Below are 17,156 nucleotides of genomic sequence, written 5' to 3'. Positions count from 1 at the left end.
GAGCAAAACGCGTGTCATGTCATCTTCCCCCTCTGGGTGCGGCTACACCGATGTGAACGCCCGGCTAGGAGCGGCGTCCCTCGTCCACGCCGACCGGTGAGAGAACGCCGGTCGTGACCGGCGGCAGCGGCGCCTTCCCGGCGAGCCGCAGGGTGCGCTCCAGCAGCAGTTCGTAGATCGGCCGTCCGCCCAATGCCTGCGATACGGCGTTGGCCGTCACACAGGTCACGATCAGCGGCAGGATGAGCGCGTAGCCGCCGGTCAGCTCGGCCGCCAGCACGACGCCGACCAGCGGCGCGCGAATGGAAGCGGAAAACAGCCCGCCCATCGCGGCGATGGCGAAGGCCGCACCCGTCAGCGGCGGCAGCGGCACGGCCATCTGCAGCAGCGAGGCCGCGATCAGGCCCACCGTGGTGGCAAGCGTCAGCAGAGGCGCGAAGATGCCGCCGGGAACACCGACCGGATAGCTCACCATGACGCCGACGAACCGCAACAGGCAGAGCAGCAACAGAATCTGGATCGGCAGGTTGGCGGTGACGAGGCCCGGAATCAGCAGTTCGCCGCCGCCGACGGCCAGAGGCAGCACGAGCGCCAGCACGCCGATCGCAGCCCCGACCACGAGCGCCGGCAAGAACGGCACTTTGCGAAAGGCAGCCGCCACCCAGTCAAGCAGGAAGAGCAGCGTGCGGTTGAAGACGATGCCGAGTCCGCCCAGGAACACGCCGAGCACGAAGAACGCCGGCAGCAGCGACAGCGGCATCTCGGCATTGTCGAGCTTGAGCTGCGGCGCGGTACCGCCCACCAGTTCCATTCCGACGGCGCTGGCCGTCGAGGCGATGATGACGGCGGTGTAGGAGCGCAGCGTGTAGCGGAACTGTTTGCGCGTCTCTTCGATCACGAAAAGGATCGCAGCCAGCGGCGCATTGAAGGCGGCCGCGAGGCCGGCCGCTGCACCGGCGGCGAGCAGACCGCGCAACTCCGCCTCCGAGAGCTTCATGCGCTCCGAGACGGCCTGCGCGATCGACGCACCCATGTGGATGGTCGGACCCTCGCGGCCCGCCACGAGCCCGGACGACAGGGCCAGCACGCCGCCAACGAATTTCACCGGCAACACGCGCCGCCAGCGTACGTCGCGCAATCCCTCCATCGCTCCTTCGATTTCCTGGACGCCGCTGCCGGCCGCTTCGGGTGCGACAAGGCGCGTGAGGAAGAAGGCCGCGACCAGTGCGGCGGCGGCAATCGCGGCGGCTGCCGCAAGGGTGAGAGCCCCGTGTCCGAGGTACGCCACCAGCCAGGACGGCCACCGGACCAGTGTATCGACGACGAGATGGAAGGCCGCGCCCAAGACACCGGTGGCCAGCCCGCAAAGGCCTGCCAGAAAGTACAAGGCGCCATCGGAGATCGATTGCTCTGGCGGCCGATCCCCTGATGTCACACATACCCTCCCACGGTGCAGCGCAATAATGCCCGGCAAAGAAAGCGTGTCAAAGCGTCAACGCGTGAAGACGACATCGGCAAGGTCGCTGCGCACTTCCCAGTGATGCCGCTCGAGTTCGGGATCGAGATGCTCCTCGGCCGGGAAGCCGAGGCACAGGTAGGCGACGAGGTTCCAGCCGGCCGGCACATCGAGCGCTTGCGTCACCTTCCTCGGATCGAGAATCGAGACCCAGCCCATGCCGATCCCGTCGGCGCGCGCGGCCAGCCACAGGGTCTGGATCGCCGCCACCACGGAGTAATGCAGCGTTTCCGGCATGGTCTGCTGGCCGAGACCGCTGCCGGTGTGCGTGCCGTCATCGGAGAAGACGGCGAGATGGACCGGCGCTTCCTTGAGGCCCGCGAGCTTCAGGCCGGCATAGATCGCGTGCTTCTCGCCGGCGTATCCCGCGAGCGCCTGCTCGTTCGCCTGCGTGAAGCTCTCCACCACGGCGCGGCGGCGCTCCGCCGATTCGACATGCACGAACCGCCAGGGCTGGCTGAGGCCGACCGATGGGGCATGGCTCGCCACCTCCAGCAGCGCGTCGATGCGTTCGCGCGCCACCGGATCGGTACGGAAGCGGCGCACGTCGCGCCGCCACAGGACGAGTTCGCGGAACTCGGCCCGGAAGGCCGCGTCGAAAACCGGATGCGCCATCAACTCCACCGAATGAACGAAAGAACGAGAATGGTCATACCCCTCGCAGAGGGATCATGACAGCGGACGGTCGACGGCATTCGACTCCGGTGCGCGGGGACGCAGGCTTCAGCCGATCAGGCCGGCCGCTTCGATGGCGGCGACGCCGCCCGCCACCATCACGAGGCAGCCGGCGATCATCAACGCGGTCCGCCGCGCCGGCCACCTGGTCGCGCCCAAGGTGATGGCGCAGGAGGCGACGCCGAGCGCGGTCTGGGCGACCAGCAGGCCCGTGACATAGGCGACGATCGGCACGGCATCGGCGCCCACCAGCACCGAGCCGAGGGAATAGCCATGCACCAGCCCCGCGACGGCGAAGACGATCGACGCCACCGTGGGACTGAGCGGTTGTCGCAGCAGGATGAGGACGCCGATGACCATCGTCGTCAGGGCCACGAAGAGGCCGTCCGCCGGAATGTCATAGGGGCTGAGCTGTATTCCCACGCCGGCGATGGCGGCCACGCCGAAGGCCAGGACGGGTATGATGCCTCGCGCGGCGATACCGACCAGGATGCCGATCCCGATCATGGCAGCGAGATGATAGATGCTGATCACAGGCAGGCCCACGCCCTGCATGAAGCCCTCGGCGAAGGTCTTCGGCAGCTCGTCCTCGACAGCCGGTTGGGCGAGTGCCGACACTTGCCACACAGCGAACAGCACGCCCCACGACAGCCCCCAAAATCGCTTCGAAACCGACATCGCCTTCCCAGGTCTTTCCTTTGACACGTTTCTTGGGGCTCCTGTTCATTCCAGATGCGGCCCTGCGTTCGCGCCCGTCAATCCATTATTCGCATTTTAAGTGAAATTTGCATACACTCAGTTTGCTCCCTCTTTTTGCTCCTCTTTCCGAGATCCATGCAAGCGCGCGTACTGATGATCCAGGGGACCGGCTCCGATGTCGGCAAATCATTGCTGGTCGCGGGCCTCGCCCGGGCCTTCGTGCGGCGGGGCCTCCGGGTGCGGCCGTTCAAGCCGCAGAACATGTCCAACAATGCCGCCGTCACGGCCGACGGCGGCGAGATCGGCCGTGCCCAGGCGCTGCAGGCGCGCGCCGCCCGCGTGGCCGCCAGCGTCCACATGAACCCGGTGCTGCTGAAGCCGCAGAGCGATGTCGGCGCCCAGCTCGTCGTGCAGGGCCGGGTCGTGGGCAATACCTGGGCGCGCGACTACCAGAGCATCAAGGCGGGCCTTCTCGATTCCGTGCTCGACAGTTTCGGCCGTCTCGCTGAAGAAGCCGATCTCGTGCTGGTGGAGGGCGCGGGGTCGGCATCCGAAGTCAATCTGCGCGCCGACGACATCGCCAACATGGGCTTCGCGCGGGCTGCGGGCGTGCCGGTCGTGCTCGTGGGCGACATCGACCGCGGCGGCGTCATCGCGAGCCTCGTCGGCACCCGGGCGGTGATCGATCCCGAAGACGCGGCGATGATCGAGGGTTTCATCGTCAACCGTTTCCGCGGCGATGCGAGCCTGTTCACCGACGGCATGACGCTGATCGCGGAGCGGACCGGCTGGCCGGCACTCGGCCTCGTGCCCTACTTCCCGGAGGCCGTCCGGCTCCCCGCCGAGGATGCGCTCAGCCTGCCCGTATCCATGGCGCCGGGCGGCATCGTGAAGATCGTCGTGCTGGCCTATCCGCACCTCGCCAACTTCGACGATGTCGATCCGCTGCGCCAGGAGCCGGACGTCGACGTCGTGTTCGTGCAGCCCGGCCAGCCGATCCCGGGCGATGCGACGCTGGTCGTCCTGCCCGGGTCCAAAGCCACGATCGCCGACCTCGGCGCCCTGCGCGAGGCCGGCTGGGACATCGATCTCAAGGCTCATCTGCGGCGCGGCGGCCACGTGCTGGGACTCTGCGGCGGCTATCAGATGCTGGGCCGACGCGTCGCCGATCCCGACGGAATCGAAGGACCGCCGTGCAGCGTCGAGGGGCTGGGCCTGCTCGACGCGGAGACCGTGCTGGGCGGCGACAAGGTCCTGATCGAGGTCACCGGCAAGACAAAGGACGAGGGCGTGCCGTTCAAGGGCTATGAGATGCATGTTGGCCGCACGATCACGAGCGCGCGCCCACTGCTCGAACTCGACGGCGGCGGCACCGATGGCGCGATCGACGCGAGCGGTCGGGTTGCCGGCTGCTACATCCACGGTCTGCTGGCCGACGATCGCCAGCGGCGTCACTGGCTGCAGCGCATCGGCGCCGCGAGTTCCGGTTTCGACTACGAGGCGGGAATAGAGGACACGCTCGACCGACTGGCCGATCATCTCGAAGAGCATGTCGATTGTGCGCGGCTCCTGGACATCGCACGCGCGCCCCGGATCGGTGCTACGAAGTAGGCGAACTCTTTCCGAGGACTCCGTGACCCATCCTTCGCGCAGGACCTTCATCGCCGGCGGCGCCGCTCTCGCGGTCAATGCCGCTTGCGAAACGCCCGCCCGGGCGCAGACGGCCCGCATCACCGGCGGCATCGAATCGGCCTTCCCGTCCGCCGAGGCGCCGGGTTCGAACGAGGGCGGCTACAACATCCTCTTCATCCTGACGGACCAGGAACATTACATGGGCCCCCGCTGGCCCATACCGCTGCCGGGACACGAGCGGCTGCGCACGATGGGAACATTCTTCGAGAACCACCAGATCGCGGCGGACATGTGCTCGGCCTCGCGCGCGGTGATCTATACCGGCCTGCACATGCCGCATAACGGCATCTTCGACAATGCCGGCGTGCCCTACATGAAGAGCCTGGATCCTTCGTTGCCGACCATCGGCAAGATCCTGCGCAAGATGGGCTACTACACCGCCTACAAGGGCAAGTGGCACCTGAACGGCGCGATGGCGATGGAGAACCATGCCGACGACATCAAGACGCTGTTCGAGACCATGATGGATCGCGACTACGGCTTCTACGACTATACCGGTGTCGGCGACTTCATCGAAGGCGCGCAGGGCGGCTACCAGTACGACCAGATCACGGCGGCCCAGGCCATCCAGTGGCTGAAGGCCAAGGGCCGGCCGATGACCGACCGGAAGCAGCCCTGGTATCTCGCGGTCAATCTCGTGAACCCGCACGACGTCATGTGGGTGAACACCGACAGGCGCGGCGAGAAGCCGGTGCAGGCGGTCGAGGCCAAGCTCAAGATCGACCATCCGCCGGACGATTCCTTCTATCGGCAGGAATGGAACGAGATTCCGCTGCAGAAGACCTGGCAGCAGTCGCTCGACACGCCCGACCGCGTGCCGGCGCATCGCATCTATAAAGGCGCCAACGCCATCCTGACCGGGCTGATCCCGCAGGAGGAATGGCGCATGCGGCTCCGGCAGAATTACTACTTCAACGCCATTCGCGACGCCGACCAGCAGATCGTGCAGGTGCTGGAGCAACTCGACCGGCTGGGACTCACCGACAAGACCATCGTGATCTTCACGTCGGACCACGGCGAGCTGCTGGCCAGTCACGGCGGCCTGCAGGGCAAGGGCACGACGACCTACAGCCAGCAGAACCACGTGCCGATGCTGGTGGTGCATCCGGAGATCAAGGGCGGCCAGCGCTGCCTGGAGCTCACCTCGCATCTCGATTTCGTACCGACCATCGTCGCGCTGACGGGCAAGTCGACGGCGCCGGTCGCCGACACGATGACGCGGATGAAGGGGCAGGATTTCTCGTCCCTGCTGCACCAGCCGGCCAATCCCGCCTTCACTCAGAGGCGTGTCGGCACGCTGTTCTGCTACAGCCAGCTCATGGTGCACGACGCCAATTTCACGCGCACTCTCTACGAAACCCTGCAGGACAAATCGATCGCCCGGTCGGAACAATTCAAGAAGATCGAGTCGTTCCCGGTCGACTGGAAGCTTCGCGTCTGCATCCGCTCCGTCGTCGACGAGCGCCACAAGTTCAGCCGCTACTTCCCGTTCCACGGCTTCAACACGCCGGCGACGCTCGAGGAACTGCGGGCGAAGAACGACCTCGAACTCTACGACCTCGTGAACGATCCCGACGAGATCGTGAACCTGGCCCACGATTTCGACCGCAACCGCGACCTGATCGCGATGATGAACGGCAAATTGAACGCCCTGATCGCCCGCGAGATCGGCACCGACGACGGACGGTTCATGCATCTCGACCGATGGATCGACTGGAAGGATGCGCGGCCGACCGCCGTCAATCTTTGACCTGTGATCGTTCTTTCTTCGACGCTCCCGGACATTGCTGCGCAATGTCCTGCCGCTCAGCGGCCGAGCTTCGCTCGGCCTACGTCCCGCAGAACGTCCGATAGACGCGCTGGTCCTCTGGCGGCGGTTCGGCGTAAGCGGCGAAGTCCGGCCGCTCCTCGTACGGCTTCGCCAGCACCGTGAGCAATTCCTCGAATGGCGCGTAATCGCCACGCTCGGCGGCGGCGGTGAGCGCCAATTCAACCCTATGATTGCGCGGGATGTAGAGTGGATTCACGGCATGCATCGCCGCGCGCCGGCTGGCGCCGTCCTGCGGTTCGCGGGACAGGCGATCCCGCCAGCGCGGGAGCCAGGCGTCGAACGATTCGGGCTTGTTCTCGAACAGGCCGCGCACTTCGGCGTCGGCCGCGGGATCGGCGGCGGCCTCTCCCAGGCGGCGGAAGGTGAGCGTGAAGTCGGCCTGCCCGTCGGTCATGGCGTTGAGCAGATCCTGCGCCAGCGCGGCATCGCCCTCCTCTTCGGTGAACAGGCCGAGCTTGCGGCGCAGGCCGCCGATCAGCGCATCGACGTAGTGCGCGCGATAGGTACCCAGCACCTCGTTGGCGATCGCCAGCGCCTTGTCGCCGTCCTCGGCCAGCAGCGGCAGCAGGGTCTCGCCGAATCGCGCCAGGTTCCAATGCGCGATGCCCGGCTGGTGGGCATAGGCGTAGCGGCCCTGCTGGTCGATCGAGCTGAACACCGTCTCGGGATTGTAGGCGTCCATGAAGGCGCAGGGGCCGTAGTCGATGGTCTCTCCGGCAATCGAGCAATTGTCGGTGTTCATCACGCCATGGATGAAGCCGACGAGCAGCCACTTCGCCACCAACGAGGCCTGCCGGGCGATCACCGCCTGGAACAGGGCCCGATAGGGCTCGGCGACCTCGCGGGCCTGCGGGTAATGCCGCGCGATCACATGGTCGGCGAGCAGGCGCAGCGCCTCGGTGTCGCCGCGTGCCGCGAAGAACTGGAAGGTGCCGACGCGGATGTGGCTGGAGGCGACGCGCGTCAGCACGGCGCCCGGCAATTCGCCGTCGCGCCAGATCGGCTCGCCGGTCGTGACGGCGGCCAACGAGCGGGTCGTCGGGATACCGAGCGCTGCCATCGCCTCGCTCACGATGTATTCGCGCAGCACCGACCCGACCGCGGCGCGGCCATCGCCGCTACGCGAGAAGGGCGTTGGGCCCGAGCCCTTGAGCTGGATATCGCGGCGCCGGCCGTCGCGGTCCACGACCTCGCCCAGCAGGATGGCGCGGCCATCGCCGAGTTGCGGCACGAAGTTACCGAACTGGTGACCGGCGTAGGCGAGCGCAATCGGCTCCGATCCCGGCGCCACGCGGTTGCCGGCCAGCATCTCCACACCCTGCGGCGAGGCCAGCGCTCCGGGATCGAGACCGAGCTGCTCGGCAAGCGCCTCGTTCAGCTTCACCAGCCGCGGCGCCGCCACCGGCGTGGGCGCCAGCCGGGCATAGAACCGCTCCGGCAACCTCGCATAGCTGTTGTCGAACGGCAGACCCAGCAAGGCGTCCATGTTGCTACTCGTCGTAACGGGCGGTGGTGATGCCGCTCATGCGGTCGTAGTGGAGCGAGATGTTATTCAGCGTGCAGAGGTTCAGGTAGCCCCAGACGGCCGGGGGGCCGCCATCGGCGAAGGTGACCTTCAGGTCGCCCATGCACCAGTCGGTCGGGGCGCGGTAGGACACTTCGCGGGCCTCGCCCGGGCGGATGATCGGCGGGCGCAGGAAGTTCGGCCCCCACATGTTGAGCTGGGTCGGCGAGACCGAGAGCTGGGCGATCGGATATTCCATCGAATTCTTCAGCCGGAAGGTGGTTTCCTGGGCGGCGGCCTGCCCCGCGAAAAGGACCAGGGCGGCAAAGGCCAGACAGCGCAACTTGGACAAAACAACCTCACAGCGATCGATGGGTTGCGGGCGACTCTGTCGCAGATCGCCGAAGCGCGCTAGAGGGGAAGCATGACGCTGCTGATCAGCCATCCGTCGTTCCTCGAGCACGACACCGGAGACTATCACCCGGAGCGGCCCGACCGGCTGCGCGCGGTGACCGCGGCCCTGGCGGACGAGGAGTTCGAAAGCCTCACCCGTCTGATCGCGCCCGCCGCCACGATCGAGCAACTGACGCGCGTCCATCCGCAGGAATATGTCGAAGCCATCCTGGGCATCCGCCCGCCGGAAGGCGAGTTGGTCCATGTCGATGCCGACACCGTGATGAGCGCCGGCAGCGCCAACGCCGCCCGCCACGCCGCCGGCGCGGTCGTGGCCGCCATCGACGGCGTGATGGGCGGCCAGGCCCGTACCGCCTTCGCCGCCGTCCGGCCGCCCGGCCATCATGCCACGCCCGACGTGCCCGGCGGCTTCTGCCTGTTCAGCAATGCCGCGATCGGCGCCCTGCATGCTCGCACCGTGTATGGCGTGCAGCGCATCGCCCTCGTGGATTTCGACGTCCATCATGGCCAGGGCACGCAGGCGGTGGTCGAGACCGATCCCGACCTGTTCTATGCCTCGTCCCACCAGTATCCGCTCTATCCCGGCACCGGCTCGCCGCGCGAACGCGGCATCGATGGCAATGTCGCGAACGTGCCGCTGGCCGCGGGCAGTGGCAGCGCGGCCTTCCGCACCGCCTGGGCCGACCGGCTGCTGCCGGCGCTCGATACTTTCGCGCCCGAACTCGTCATCGTCTCCGCGGGTTTCGACGCCCATCGCCGCGACCCGCTGGCGCAGCTCGACGTCGAGACCGAGGACTTCGCGTGGCTAACCGGGGAACTGCTGGCCATCGCCGACCGTCACGCCCACGGCCGGCTCGTGTCGGTCCTCGAAGGCGGCTACGACCTCGGTGCCTTGGCCGAGTCCGTCGCCGCGCATGTGCGGTCACTGATGCGCGCCTGAAAACGTCTTGCGCGTGTAACGGTCCCGGGCGAACTTCCCGATGCGTGAAAAATAACAGCTACTGCATTTTCATCGGCACTCTGCTTTGGGTCGCCGCCGCTGTGTTCGCCGGGCCGACGCTGGCCGCCGGCGGCGCCCATATCGTCGACGATTCCGAGGTCGAGACGCCGGGAACCTGCCATGTCGAACTCTGGGTCTCGGATTTCGTGCCGGGCGACGGCTACGGGAACTTCGCGCCGGCCTGCACCAGCCTCAAGATTCCGTGGCTCGAGATCGGCGCGGCCTATCAGCATTACTGGGACCAGACCATCGGCGGACCGCTGCTCGGCCCGCAGCTCAAGATCAACTTCCAGCCGGCCTCGAAGGGTGTCGGTTTCGGACTGGGTCTGACCGCCGCGGTCAATGTGAGGACCGGGGACCTCGGTCTGGCGAGCCTGCTCGGTCTCGTGACGATCCCCGTGACGGAGAAGTTCAGGATCAACGTCAACGGCGGATGGAGTTACCTCGACAGCGACAATCCCACCGCCTTCTTCTGGGGCGGCCAGGTCGAAGTCGATGTCGGCTGGGACATCACGCTGATGATGGAAGCCTTCGGCCGCCAGCCCGGCGTGATCGGCAACCAGATGGGCCTGCGTTACACACCGTCCGCCCATCCGAGGTTCGATTTCGACCTGCTCGTGGGGACCACCTACGATGTCGTGAACACCAAATTCTTCACGCTGGGTGTAACCGTCAGGTTCTGAAATCGTCGCAGGGCCGCAACACTGTCCGCATGATATCGAGCGGCCATGGCGGCGAGATCATCACCCTTCGAGATACGGAGGGGCGGTCAGGTATGGACGGGTATCGTCGCACTCGCCGTTGTCCTGCTCGCAGGCTTGCCCGTGCGAGCGGACGAGCCCGGCGCGTCGCGCTCGGGCTTCTATGTCGGCGGCCATGTCGGCTATCTCTTCGGCACCGCCGCGGCCACCTTCGCCGATCCGGTCCCCGGCGCGGCGGCCGGCGGCACCACGGCTTACGGCACCGTCTTCGGCGGCGTGCAGGCCGGCTACGAGCATTATTTCCCGTCCCGGCTGATGCTCGGCCTCGAACTCGACATGTCCTTTCCCGGCGCGCAGGACCTGGGGCAGGTCATGTCGTACCGGGCGACGCCCACGGCGACTGCCAACCAGCAGCTCGAGTATCTCGCCAGCCTGCGCGGCCGTGTCGGTTATGCACTGGACCGGTGGACGCCCTTCGTGACCGGCGGCATCGCCTGGGCGAGCGTTCGCTCCGAGCGCATCGACCTCACGACCGGCAATGACGACGCCACGCCCGGCAACGTGCGGGCCGGCTACGTGCTGGGGGCCGGCGTCGACTACCGGCTGGATTCGCAGTGGTCGGCGCGCGCGGAATATCTCTACACCAGCCTGCCGCTGAACGGCTTCACCTTCGCTTCGCCGTCGCGCTACGATTCGCTCTACGACCTGCATCGGGTCAGGCTCGGCCTGAACTACAAGTTCGGCGCGCCCGACAAGAAGGCGGCGGACAAGCCCGACCGCGGCCCGGGTTCGTGGGAAATCCACGGGCAGACGACCTTCATCTTCCAGGGCTATCCGCCGATCGCCGCGGCCTATTCGGGCGCCAACAGCCTGCCGCCCGAGGGTCAGAGCCGCGAGACCTGGACGGTCTCGGCCTTCCTCGGCGTGCGCCTCTGGCAGGGCGGCGAACTCTACTACAACCCCGAACTGCTGCAGGGCTTCGGCGTCGCCAACACGACGGGCGCCGGCGGCTATCCCAACGGCGAGGCGCAGAAGTCGAACTTCCCCTACCCGCGCTACAACACCTCGCGGCTGTTCCTGCGCCAGGAGATCGGCCTGGGCGGCGAGCGCGAGAAGGTCGAGGGCGAATACGGCCAGCTTTCGGGCGAGCGCGACGTCTCGCGCATCACGCTGCAGATCGGCAAGTATTCGGTGAAGGACATCTTCGACGGCAACACCTACGCCGAGGACCCACGCGTCGATTTCCTCAACTGGTCGATCTGGGCGTCCGGCGCTTTCGACTATCCCGCCGATCGCCTGGGCCTCACCTGGGGCTTCACCGCCGACCTCAACCGGCAGAACTGGGCCGTGCGCGCCGGCTACTTCCTGGTGGGCAACGAGCCCAATGCGAATACGTTCGACACGGCCCTGTTTGTCCGCGGCGGTTACGTCGGCGAACTCGAGCTGCGCTACCGGCCGTTCGGCCGGTCGGGCGCGGTGCGCCTCGGCACCTGGATGAACAGCGCCTTCTCCGGCTCCTACGACGAGGCCGTCGCACTTGCCGCCCTCACCCCCGGCCTGACCGCCAACGACACGATCGCCCAGACGCGCCGCGGCCGCACCAAGTACGGGCTCTACCTGAATCTCGAGCAGGAGATCACCGACGACATCGGCCTGTTCGGCCGCTTCAGCTGGAACAACGGCGCGTCGGAGATCATGGCCTTCACCGACATCGATACCAGCATATCGCTGGGCGCTTCGATCAAGGGAACGGGCTGGCACCGGCCCGACGACCGCATCGGCATCGCGGGCGCCCTCAACGCCCTCTCGGCCGATCACAGCAACTACCTGGCGGCTGGAGGCCTGGGCGTGCTGGTCGGCGACGGCGCCCTCACCTATGCATCCGAAGCCGTCGTGGAAGCCTACTATGCCTTCCAGATCACCAAGGGTCTCGTCGCCACCGCCGACTATCAGCTTCTCGTCAACCCGGCCTACAACGCCGTGCGCGGCCCGGTGAACGTCTTCAGCGGACGCCTCTCGGCCCGCTTCTGAAAGTCTACTTCTGGTCCATGCGCCAGGTGCCGTCCCATCCGGCCGGCGCACCGTCGCGCAGGAACCTTTCGCACCGCCCGATGAAGACGTGGCAGGGCGGGTCCTCCTCGCGTATCGCCGAGGCGGCCCGGAAGGCGGCCAGTGCGTCCTCGAAGCGGCCCGCGACATAGGCCTCACGGGCCGTCTCCCAGGCGGCAAGGAACGAAGCATGCTCGGCGCGGGTGGCGGCTTCGCCCATCGGCTCATAGACGTCGTGCGGTTCCGTGGTGCCGACGGCCACCACGCGGTCGATGTGCCGCCACACGAACAGGGTCGAGGTCGGCCCCGCGATTTCGCCGCTGGCCAGGATCTCGGTGCCGTAGACCTTGTTCATGCCTTCGAGGCGTGAGGCCTGGTTGGCGACCTGGCCGACCAGCGTGTAGTTGATGCGCTCGCGGGCGCCGACATTGCCGACCACCGCAGGACCGGTGTGCAAACCGAAGCGGGTGCGGAAGCCTGGCCGCCCACGCTCCCGCCACTTCTCCGAAAGGGCTCGGCCCGCGGCGGCGGCCTGCAGCGCGCCGCGGCAGGCGTTGGCGATGTGGTCCGGATCGGTCTCCGGCGCGTTCCAGAACGCCATGATGCTGTCGCCGATATACTTGTCGATCGTGCCGCGATTGGCCGAGATCGCCGAACCCAGCGCCTCGAAGTACCGCGACAGCCGGCTGGTCAGCAGCTCCGGCTCCATCGTCTCGGTGAGCAGCGAGAAGCCCTCGATGTCGGAGAACATCACCGTGATCTCGCGGCGCGTGCCGCCGACGCCGCTGCTCTCGGGCGACCGCATGATCTGCTGCACGAGATTCTTGGACACGTAGCGCCCGAATATTTCCAGGCCCGCGCGCATGTTCTCGACCGCATCGGACAGGCGGACGATCTCGGTGATGCGGCTGCGCACCGGCTGCCGGTCGGAGAAATCGAGCTGACGGATGCGCTCGGTCTTGAGCGCGATGCGGGCGATCGAACGCGACAGGATCAGTGACGCCGCCAACGCACCGATTGCGGCGAGTGCAACGGCCACGGCGGCGGCGGCGGCGGCTCGTTGCAGAAGCACGCGCGATTCGGCCGTCAGCTCCAGCACCGGCACCGCAGCGCCGATCACGAAGCGCTGGCCCAGAAGGGGCCGCATTCGGTGCACGATGACGCGATAGGCGTGGCCTCCGGCTTCGACCTGGCGGTCGATCTTCGCGTCGGTGGCGACCGCCTCCTCCACGGCCTTGTGCAGGAGCTGACGCACGGCCGCATCGGCCGGCAGGCACCCGGGCAGCGTCGGAGCGCAGGGTTCCGATTCGATCTCGACCTTGCCGCCCGAGTGGCCCACCACGATCACGGAGTTTTCGGTGATCTTGTATGCGGTGAGTAGCTCCGACAGGGTCCGAAGCGTGAAATCGAAACCCAAGACACCGAGACCGGTGCGCAGCGGGATGCCGGCGGAGATGCCGGCGTCGGGCGTCTGGGCGAAGCGATAGGGATCGGTGAGGATCGCCTGCTTCGCCTTCATCGCATCGACGTACCAGGGCCGGGTGCGGGCATCGAAGCTGGTCGTGGTCGTGCGGGCAGGGCCGTGGCTGCCATCCGGCAGATAGAACCAGTAGGTTTCCTTGCGCGGAGGCTCGCCTGCCTCGATCACCCGCACGATGATCGATTCTCCGTCCGGGGCATCCAGTTCGATGCGCTGCTCGATGGTGAAGGTTTCCGGCCGTCCGGCATAGATGAAACTGCCGTCGGCATAGCCGACGAATGCCGACTGAACCGCCCGATGACGGTCCAGCAGGGCAATGAGTTGGTGCCGTCGCTCCTCGTCGGTCACCGGATTTTCCGTGGCGTTGAAGCTCGGGCCGAAGGCCAGGGTCTGGCCGACGGAAACCACCACATGCAGGCCGTCGATGAGGAAATCTTCCACCGCCGACTCGAGATGGGAAACTTTCTGGTCGGCACTGCGCTGTTCGAGCAGGTCGACGGAACGCCAGCCGAGCCACAGCAGCACGCTCGTGAGCGGCACCACGACCAGGGCCATCAGCGTCAGAATCGTGATGCTGAACGGAATCGACCGCCGCACCGGCTTCATATCTCGCAGGAACGCGGAAGCCGCAAAATCAGACCTTCACCGCATTCCACTTGCAGCCACCGTCCTGGCTCTGCGCCACCAGCGTCGGCGGTGTCGCGCCGAGATCGGCGGTATAGATGATGTTCATACGGCCCAGGTCGAAGCGGCCTTCATAGACGTTCGCGCGGATCGACTTCATTTTCACGTCGATGCCGCCCGCCGACTTGAGCTCGACCTGACCGTTGACGATCGTGAAAGTGTGCTCGCGGGTAAAGGACGGATCGAGCTGGATGCAGCCCGAGATGCTGTTGGGATTCTCCTTGAACCGGAACTTCACTTCGACGTTCTGCTGGGCGGCCGCGGCCAGCGGCATAAGTGCGACGAGGACGAGTGGGGCAAGTCTCTTGATGAGCATGGCGGATCGTCCTTCATTGGTCTTGGGCTTGTCCCGCACTCTACAGCGCCCGGACGGCCCCGTCAGTCCTTGCTGCGCAGCAAACCGTAGGCAGCGCCGGCGATCGCGCCGCCCAGCAGCGGCGCCACCCAGAACAGCCAGAGCTGCGACAGGGCCGCGCCGCCCACGAACAGCGCCGGCGCCGTGCTGCGCGCCGGGTTCACCGACGTATTGGTCACCGGAATGGTCACGAGATGAATGAGCGTGAGCGCGAGGCCGATCGCGAGGCCCGCCACCGCCGGGCTGACGCGCTTGTCGGTGGCGCCCAGGATGATGGTCACGAAGCCGAAGGTCATTACGGTCTCGATGACCAGCGCCGCGACCAGCCCGTATTTGCCGGGCGAGTGATCGCCATAGCCGTTGGTCGCGAAGCCGCCGATCTCGGCGCCGGCCTTGCCGGTGGCGATGACATAGAGGATGGCGGCGCCTGCAATGCCGCCCAGTACCTGCGCGGCGACGTATTGCACGACCTCTCCGATAGGAAAGCGGCCCGCAACGGCCAGTCCGACCGTGACCGCCGGATTGAAATGACCGCCCGACACGCCGCCCACGGCATAGACCATCGTCAGGACGGTGAGGCCGAAGGCGAGCGCTACGCCTGCGAAGCCGATGCCGAGCTGAGGAAAGCCGGCGGCGAGCACGGCGCTGCCGCAGCCGCCGAGCACCAGCCAGGCCGTTCCCAGAAATTCCGCATAAAGGCGATTGGCAATAGGCATGATCATCTCCCCGGTTGCCGGAGCTGAATCTACGCCTTCTCCGCCTACTCTCCCAGCCCATGCGCAAACCTGCGGCGCATAGCACAGCGGTGGATGATCTCCCGCAGTGCAACAAGCGAAGCGTCACCGAACGGAAACCTCTCGTTCACGGAAAAGCCCTAGCGTGCCGGTCCTGTCGTCCAAGGGGTTCACGCCATGTTTCTGCGCCGCCGCGCTTTGATCGCCGCATCCGGCCTCGCCGCCACCAGCTTCGGCCTGCCGCGCATTGCGCTCGGCCAGTCCGACCGCCGGCCCGTCATCACCATCGCGGTGCAGCAAATCGCCAACAGCGCCGCGCTGGAGCCGTTGCGCGAGCAGTCCAATGTCGGCCAACGCGTCTTCTCCTTCATCTTCGAACGGCTGATCATGCAGGACCTGCTCGCCAAGCTGGAGGAGGTGCCAGGCCTCGCCGAGAGCTGGAAGCGCATCGACGACCGCACCGTCGAGTTCACCCTGCGCAAGGGCGTGAAGTTCCACAACGGCGACGAGATGACCGCCGATGACGTGGTCTTCACCTTCAGCCGCGACCGCATGTTCGGGCCGGACTACGACATCACCTCGAACAAGACGCTGTTCACCTCGGTGCTGATCCGCGACGCGGTGCAGGGCAAGAACCTGCCGCCGGAAGTGCCCGCCGTCGCCAAGCGCCTGTTCCCGGCGCTGGAGAAGGTCGAGGCCGTCGACAAGTACACGGTGCGCTTCGTCAACCGCACGCCGGACGTGACCATGGAGGGCCGCATCGGCCGCCTGGGCAGCGACATCGTCTCGCGTCGCGCCTACGAGGAGTCCAAGAGCTGGCTCGACTGGGCGCGCGCGCCGGTCTCGACCGGCCCCTACAAGGTGCGCGAGTTCTTGCCCGACCAGTCGCTGACCCTGGACGCGCATGACGATTACTGGGGCGGCCGCCCGCCGCTCAAGAGCGTGCGCATCATGGTGGTGCCCGAGGTCGCGACCCGCATCAACGGCCTGCTGGCCGGCCAGTTCGACTTCATCTGCGACGTGCCGCCGGACCAGATCCCCGGCATCGAGAAGAACCCGAAGTTCGAGGTGCTGGGCAGCACCATCGTCAATCACCGCATCACGGTTTTCGACAAGAACCATCCGCGCCTTGCCGACCCGCGCATCCGACAGGCTTTCACGCATGCGATCGACCGCCAGGCGATCGTCGACGCGCTGTGGTCGGGCCGCACCCGCGTGCCGGCCGGCCTGCAGTGGGAATTCTACGGCCCGATGTTCGTCGAGAACTGGACGGTCCCGGCCTACGACCTCGCCAAGGCCAAGGCCCTGCTGAAGGAAGCCAATTACAAGGGCGATCCGATCCCCTACCGCCTGCTCAACAACTACTACACCAACCAGGTATCGACCGCGCAGGTGCTGGTCGAGATGTGGCGTGCGGCCGGCCTCAACGTGCAGATCGAGATGAAGGAGAACTGGCAGCAGATCTTCGACGCAAACGGCGCGCGCGCCGTGCGCGACTGGTCCAACAGCGCCGGCTTCAACGATCCGATCTCCTCGCTTGTCGCCCAGCACGGGCCGCAGGGCCAGCAGCAGCAGGTCGGCGAATGGACCAACGAGGAGATGAACAAGCTGTCGGTCGCGATGGAGGTCGAGACCGACATGGGCAAACGCAAGGCAATGTTCCGGCGCATGCTCGAGATCTGCGAGCGGGAGGATCCCGCCTATACGGTGCTGCACCAGAACGCGACCTTCACGGCCAAGCGCAAGGATATCAAGTGGAAGGCTTCGCCGTCCTTCGCCATGGAGTTCCGCAGCAACAACTTCTCGATCTGAGGGCGGTGCG

At 66.6% G+C, this 17,156-nt stretch carries 14 protein-coding genes; 6 read left to right on the top strand and 8 right to left on the bottom strand.

All coding sequences use genetic code 11. The annotated features are described in order from the left end of the window. Nucleotides 1–64: 64 nt before the first annotated feature. The 3 genes from clcA to EPO41_RS02390 all read right to left on the bottom strand — a co-directional run bounded on the left by clcA (nucleotide 65) and on the right by EPO41_RS02390 (nucleotide 2,869). Complete coding sequence (gene clcA, locus EPO41_RS02400; RefSeq protein ID WP_296319830.1) at nucleotides 65–1,387, bottom strand: H(+)/Cl(-) exchange transporter ClcA; 1,323 nt, start codon at nucleotides 1,385–1,387, stop codon at nucleotides 65–67. A 105-nt stretch (nucleotides 1,388–1,492) separates the two neighbouring features. Continuing rightward, a complete protein-coding gene (gene bluB / locus EPO41_RS02395) occupies nucleotides 1,493–2,131 on the bottom strand; it encodes a 5,6-dimethylbenzimidazole synthase (RefSeq protein ID WP_296319828.1) in 639 nt (212 codons plus the stop codon). A gap of 108 nt (nucleotides 2,132–2,239) precedes the next feature. After that, nucleotides 2,240–2,869, bottom strand: coding sequence for a HupE/UreJ family protein (locus tag EPO41_RS02390; RefSeq protein ID WP_296319827.1), 630 nt, complete (start codon nucleotides 2,867–2,869; stop codon nucleotides 2,240–2,242). Nucleotides 2,870–3,025: 156 nt separating this feature from the next. Here EPO41_RS02390 and EPO41_RS02385 point away from each other — a divergent pair, with 156 nt between their 5' ends. After that, nucleotides 3,026–4,501, top strand: coding sequence for a cobyric acid synthase (locus EPO41_RS02385; protein WP_296319825.1), 1,476 nt, complete (start codon nucleotides 3,026–3,028; stop codon nucleotides 4,499–4,501). 22 nt (nucleotides 4,502–4,523) lie between these two features. Next, entirely contained in the window at nucleotides 4,524–6,332 is a 1,809-nt protein-coding gene (locus EPO41_RS02380; protein ID WP_296319823.1) for a sulfatase-like hydrolase/transferase, read from the top strand. A gap of 79 nt (nucleotides 6,333–6,411) precedes the next feature. Here EPO41_RS02380 and EPO41_RS02375 read toward each other — a convergent pair whose 3' ends face one another. Beyond that, nucleotides 6,412–7,899 carry a protein adenylyltransferase SelO gene (locus EPO41_RS02375; protein ID WP_296319821.1) on the bottom strand — a complete coding sequence of 496 codons (1,488 nt, stop codon included), beginning with the start codon at nucleotides 7,897–7,899 and terminating at the stop codon, nucleotides 6,412–6,414. 4 nt (nucleotides 7,900–7,903) lie between these two features. Beyond that, on the bottom strand, nucleotides 7,904–8,269 hold the full coding sequence (locus EPO41_RS02370) for a hypothetical protein (RefSeq protein ID WP_296319820.1): 366 nt from the start codon (nucleotides 8,267–8,269) through the stop codon (nucleotides 7,904–7,906). Between the two features lie 72 nt (nucleotides 8,270–8,341). Between EPO41_RS02370 and EPO41_RS02365 the strand changes: the two genes are divergently transcribed. The 3 genes from EPO41_RS02365 to EPO41_RS02355 are packed head-to-tail and all read left to right on the top strand — an operon-like array spanning nucleotide 8,342 to nucleotide 12,063. After that, the gene (locus EPO41_RS02365) at nucleotides 8,342–9,271 is read left to right on the top strand and encodes a histone deacetylase family protein (RefSeq protein ID WP_296319818.1); all 930 of its coding nucleotides are present in this window, start codon (nucleotides 8,342–8,344) and stop codon (nucleotides 9,269–9,271) included. Between the two features lie 44 nt (nucleotides 9,272–9,315). Further along, nucleotides 9,316–10,014: a hypothetical protein gene (locus tag EPO41_RS02360; RefSeq protein ID WP_296319816.1), complete on the top strand. Its 699-nt coding sequence runs from the start codon at nucleotides 9,316–9,318 to the stop codon at nucleotides 10,012–10,014. A gap of 45 nt (nucleotides 10,015–10,059) precedes the next feature. After that, nucleotides 10,060–12,063: a carbohydrate porin gene (locus EPO41_RS02355; RefSeq protein WP_296319812.1), complete on the top strand. Its 2,004-nt coding sequence runs from the start codon at nucleotides 10,060–10,062 to the stop codon at nucleotides 12,061–12,063. A gap of 4 nt (nucleotides 12,064–12,067) precedes the next feature. Here EPO41_RS02355 and EPO41_RS02350 read toward each other — a convergent pair whose 3' ends face one another. The 3 genes from EPO41_RS02350 to aqpZ form a co-directional block, all read right to left on the bottom strand. Further along, entirely contained in the window at nucleotides 12,068–14,158 is a 2,091-nt protein-coding gene (locus EPO41_RS02350; RefSeq protein ID WP_296319810.1) for an adenylate/guanylate cyclase domain-containing protein, read from the bottom strand. 37 nt (nucleotides 14,159–14,195) lie between these two features. Beyond that, nucleotides 14,196–14,561 (bottom strand): hypothetical protein, encoded by a 366-nt coding sequence (locus EPO41_RS02345; RefSeq protein WP_296319808.1) that lies wholly within the window; start codon nucleotides 14,559–14,561, stop codon nucleotides 14,196–14,198. Between the two features lie 62 nt (nucleotides 14,562–14,623). Beyond that, nucleotides 14,624–15,310 (bottom strand): aquaporin Z, encoded by a 687-nt coding sequence (aqpZ, locus tag EPO41_RS02340; RefSeq protein WP_296320057.1) that lies wholly within the window; start codon nucleotides 15,308–15,310, stop codon nucleotides 14,624–14,626. 201 nt (nucleotides 15,311–15,511) lie between these two features. Here aqpZ and EPO41_RS02335 point away from each other — a divergent pair, with 201 nt between their 5' ends. Continuing rightward, complete coding sequence (locus EPO41_RS02335) at nucleotides 15,512–17,146, top strand: ABC transporter substrate-binding protein (protein ID WP_296319805.1); 1,635 nt, start codon at nucleotides 15,512–15,514, stop codon at nucleotides 17,144–17,146. The last annotated feature ends 10 nt before the right edge of the window (nucleotides 17,147–17,156 follow it).

The sequence above is a fragment of the Reyranella sp. genome (assembly GCF_004297265.1).
In the GTDB taxonomy this organism is placed as follows: domain Bacteria; phylum Pseudomonadota; class Alphaproteobacteria; order Reyranellales; family Reyranellaceae; genus Reyranella.
Note: the sequence above shows the minus strand (reverse complement) of the source record. Positions and strands in the feature narration are given on the sequence as shown.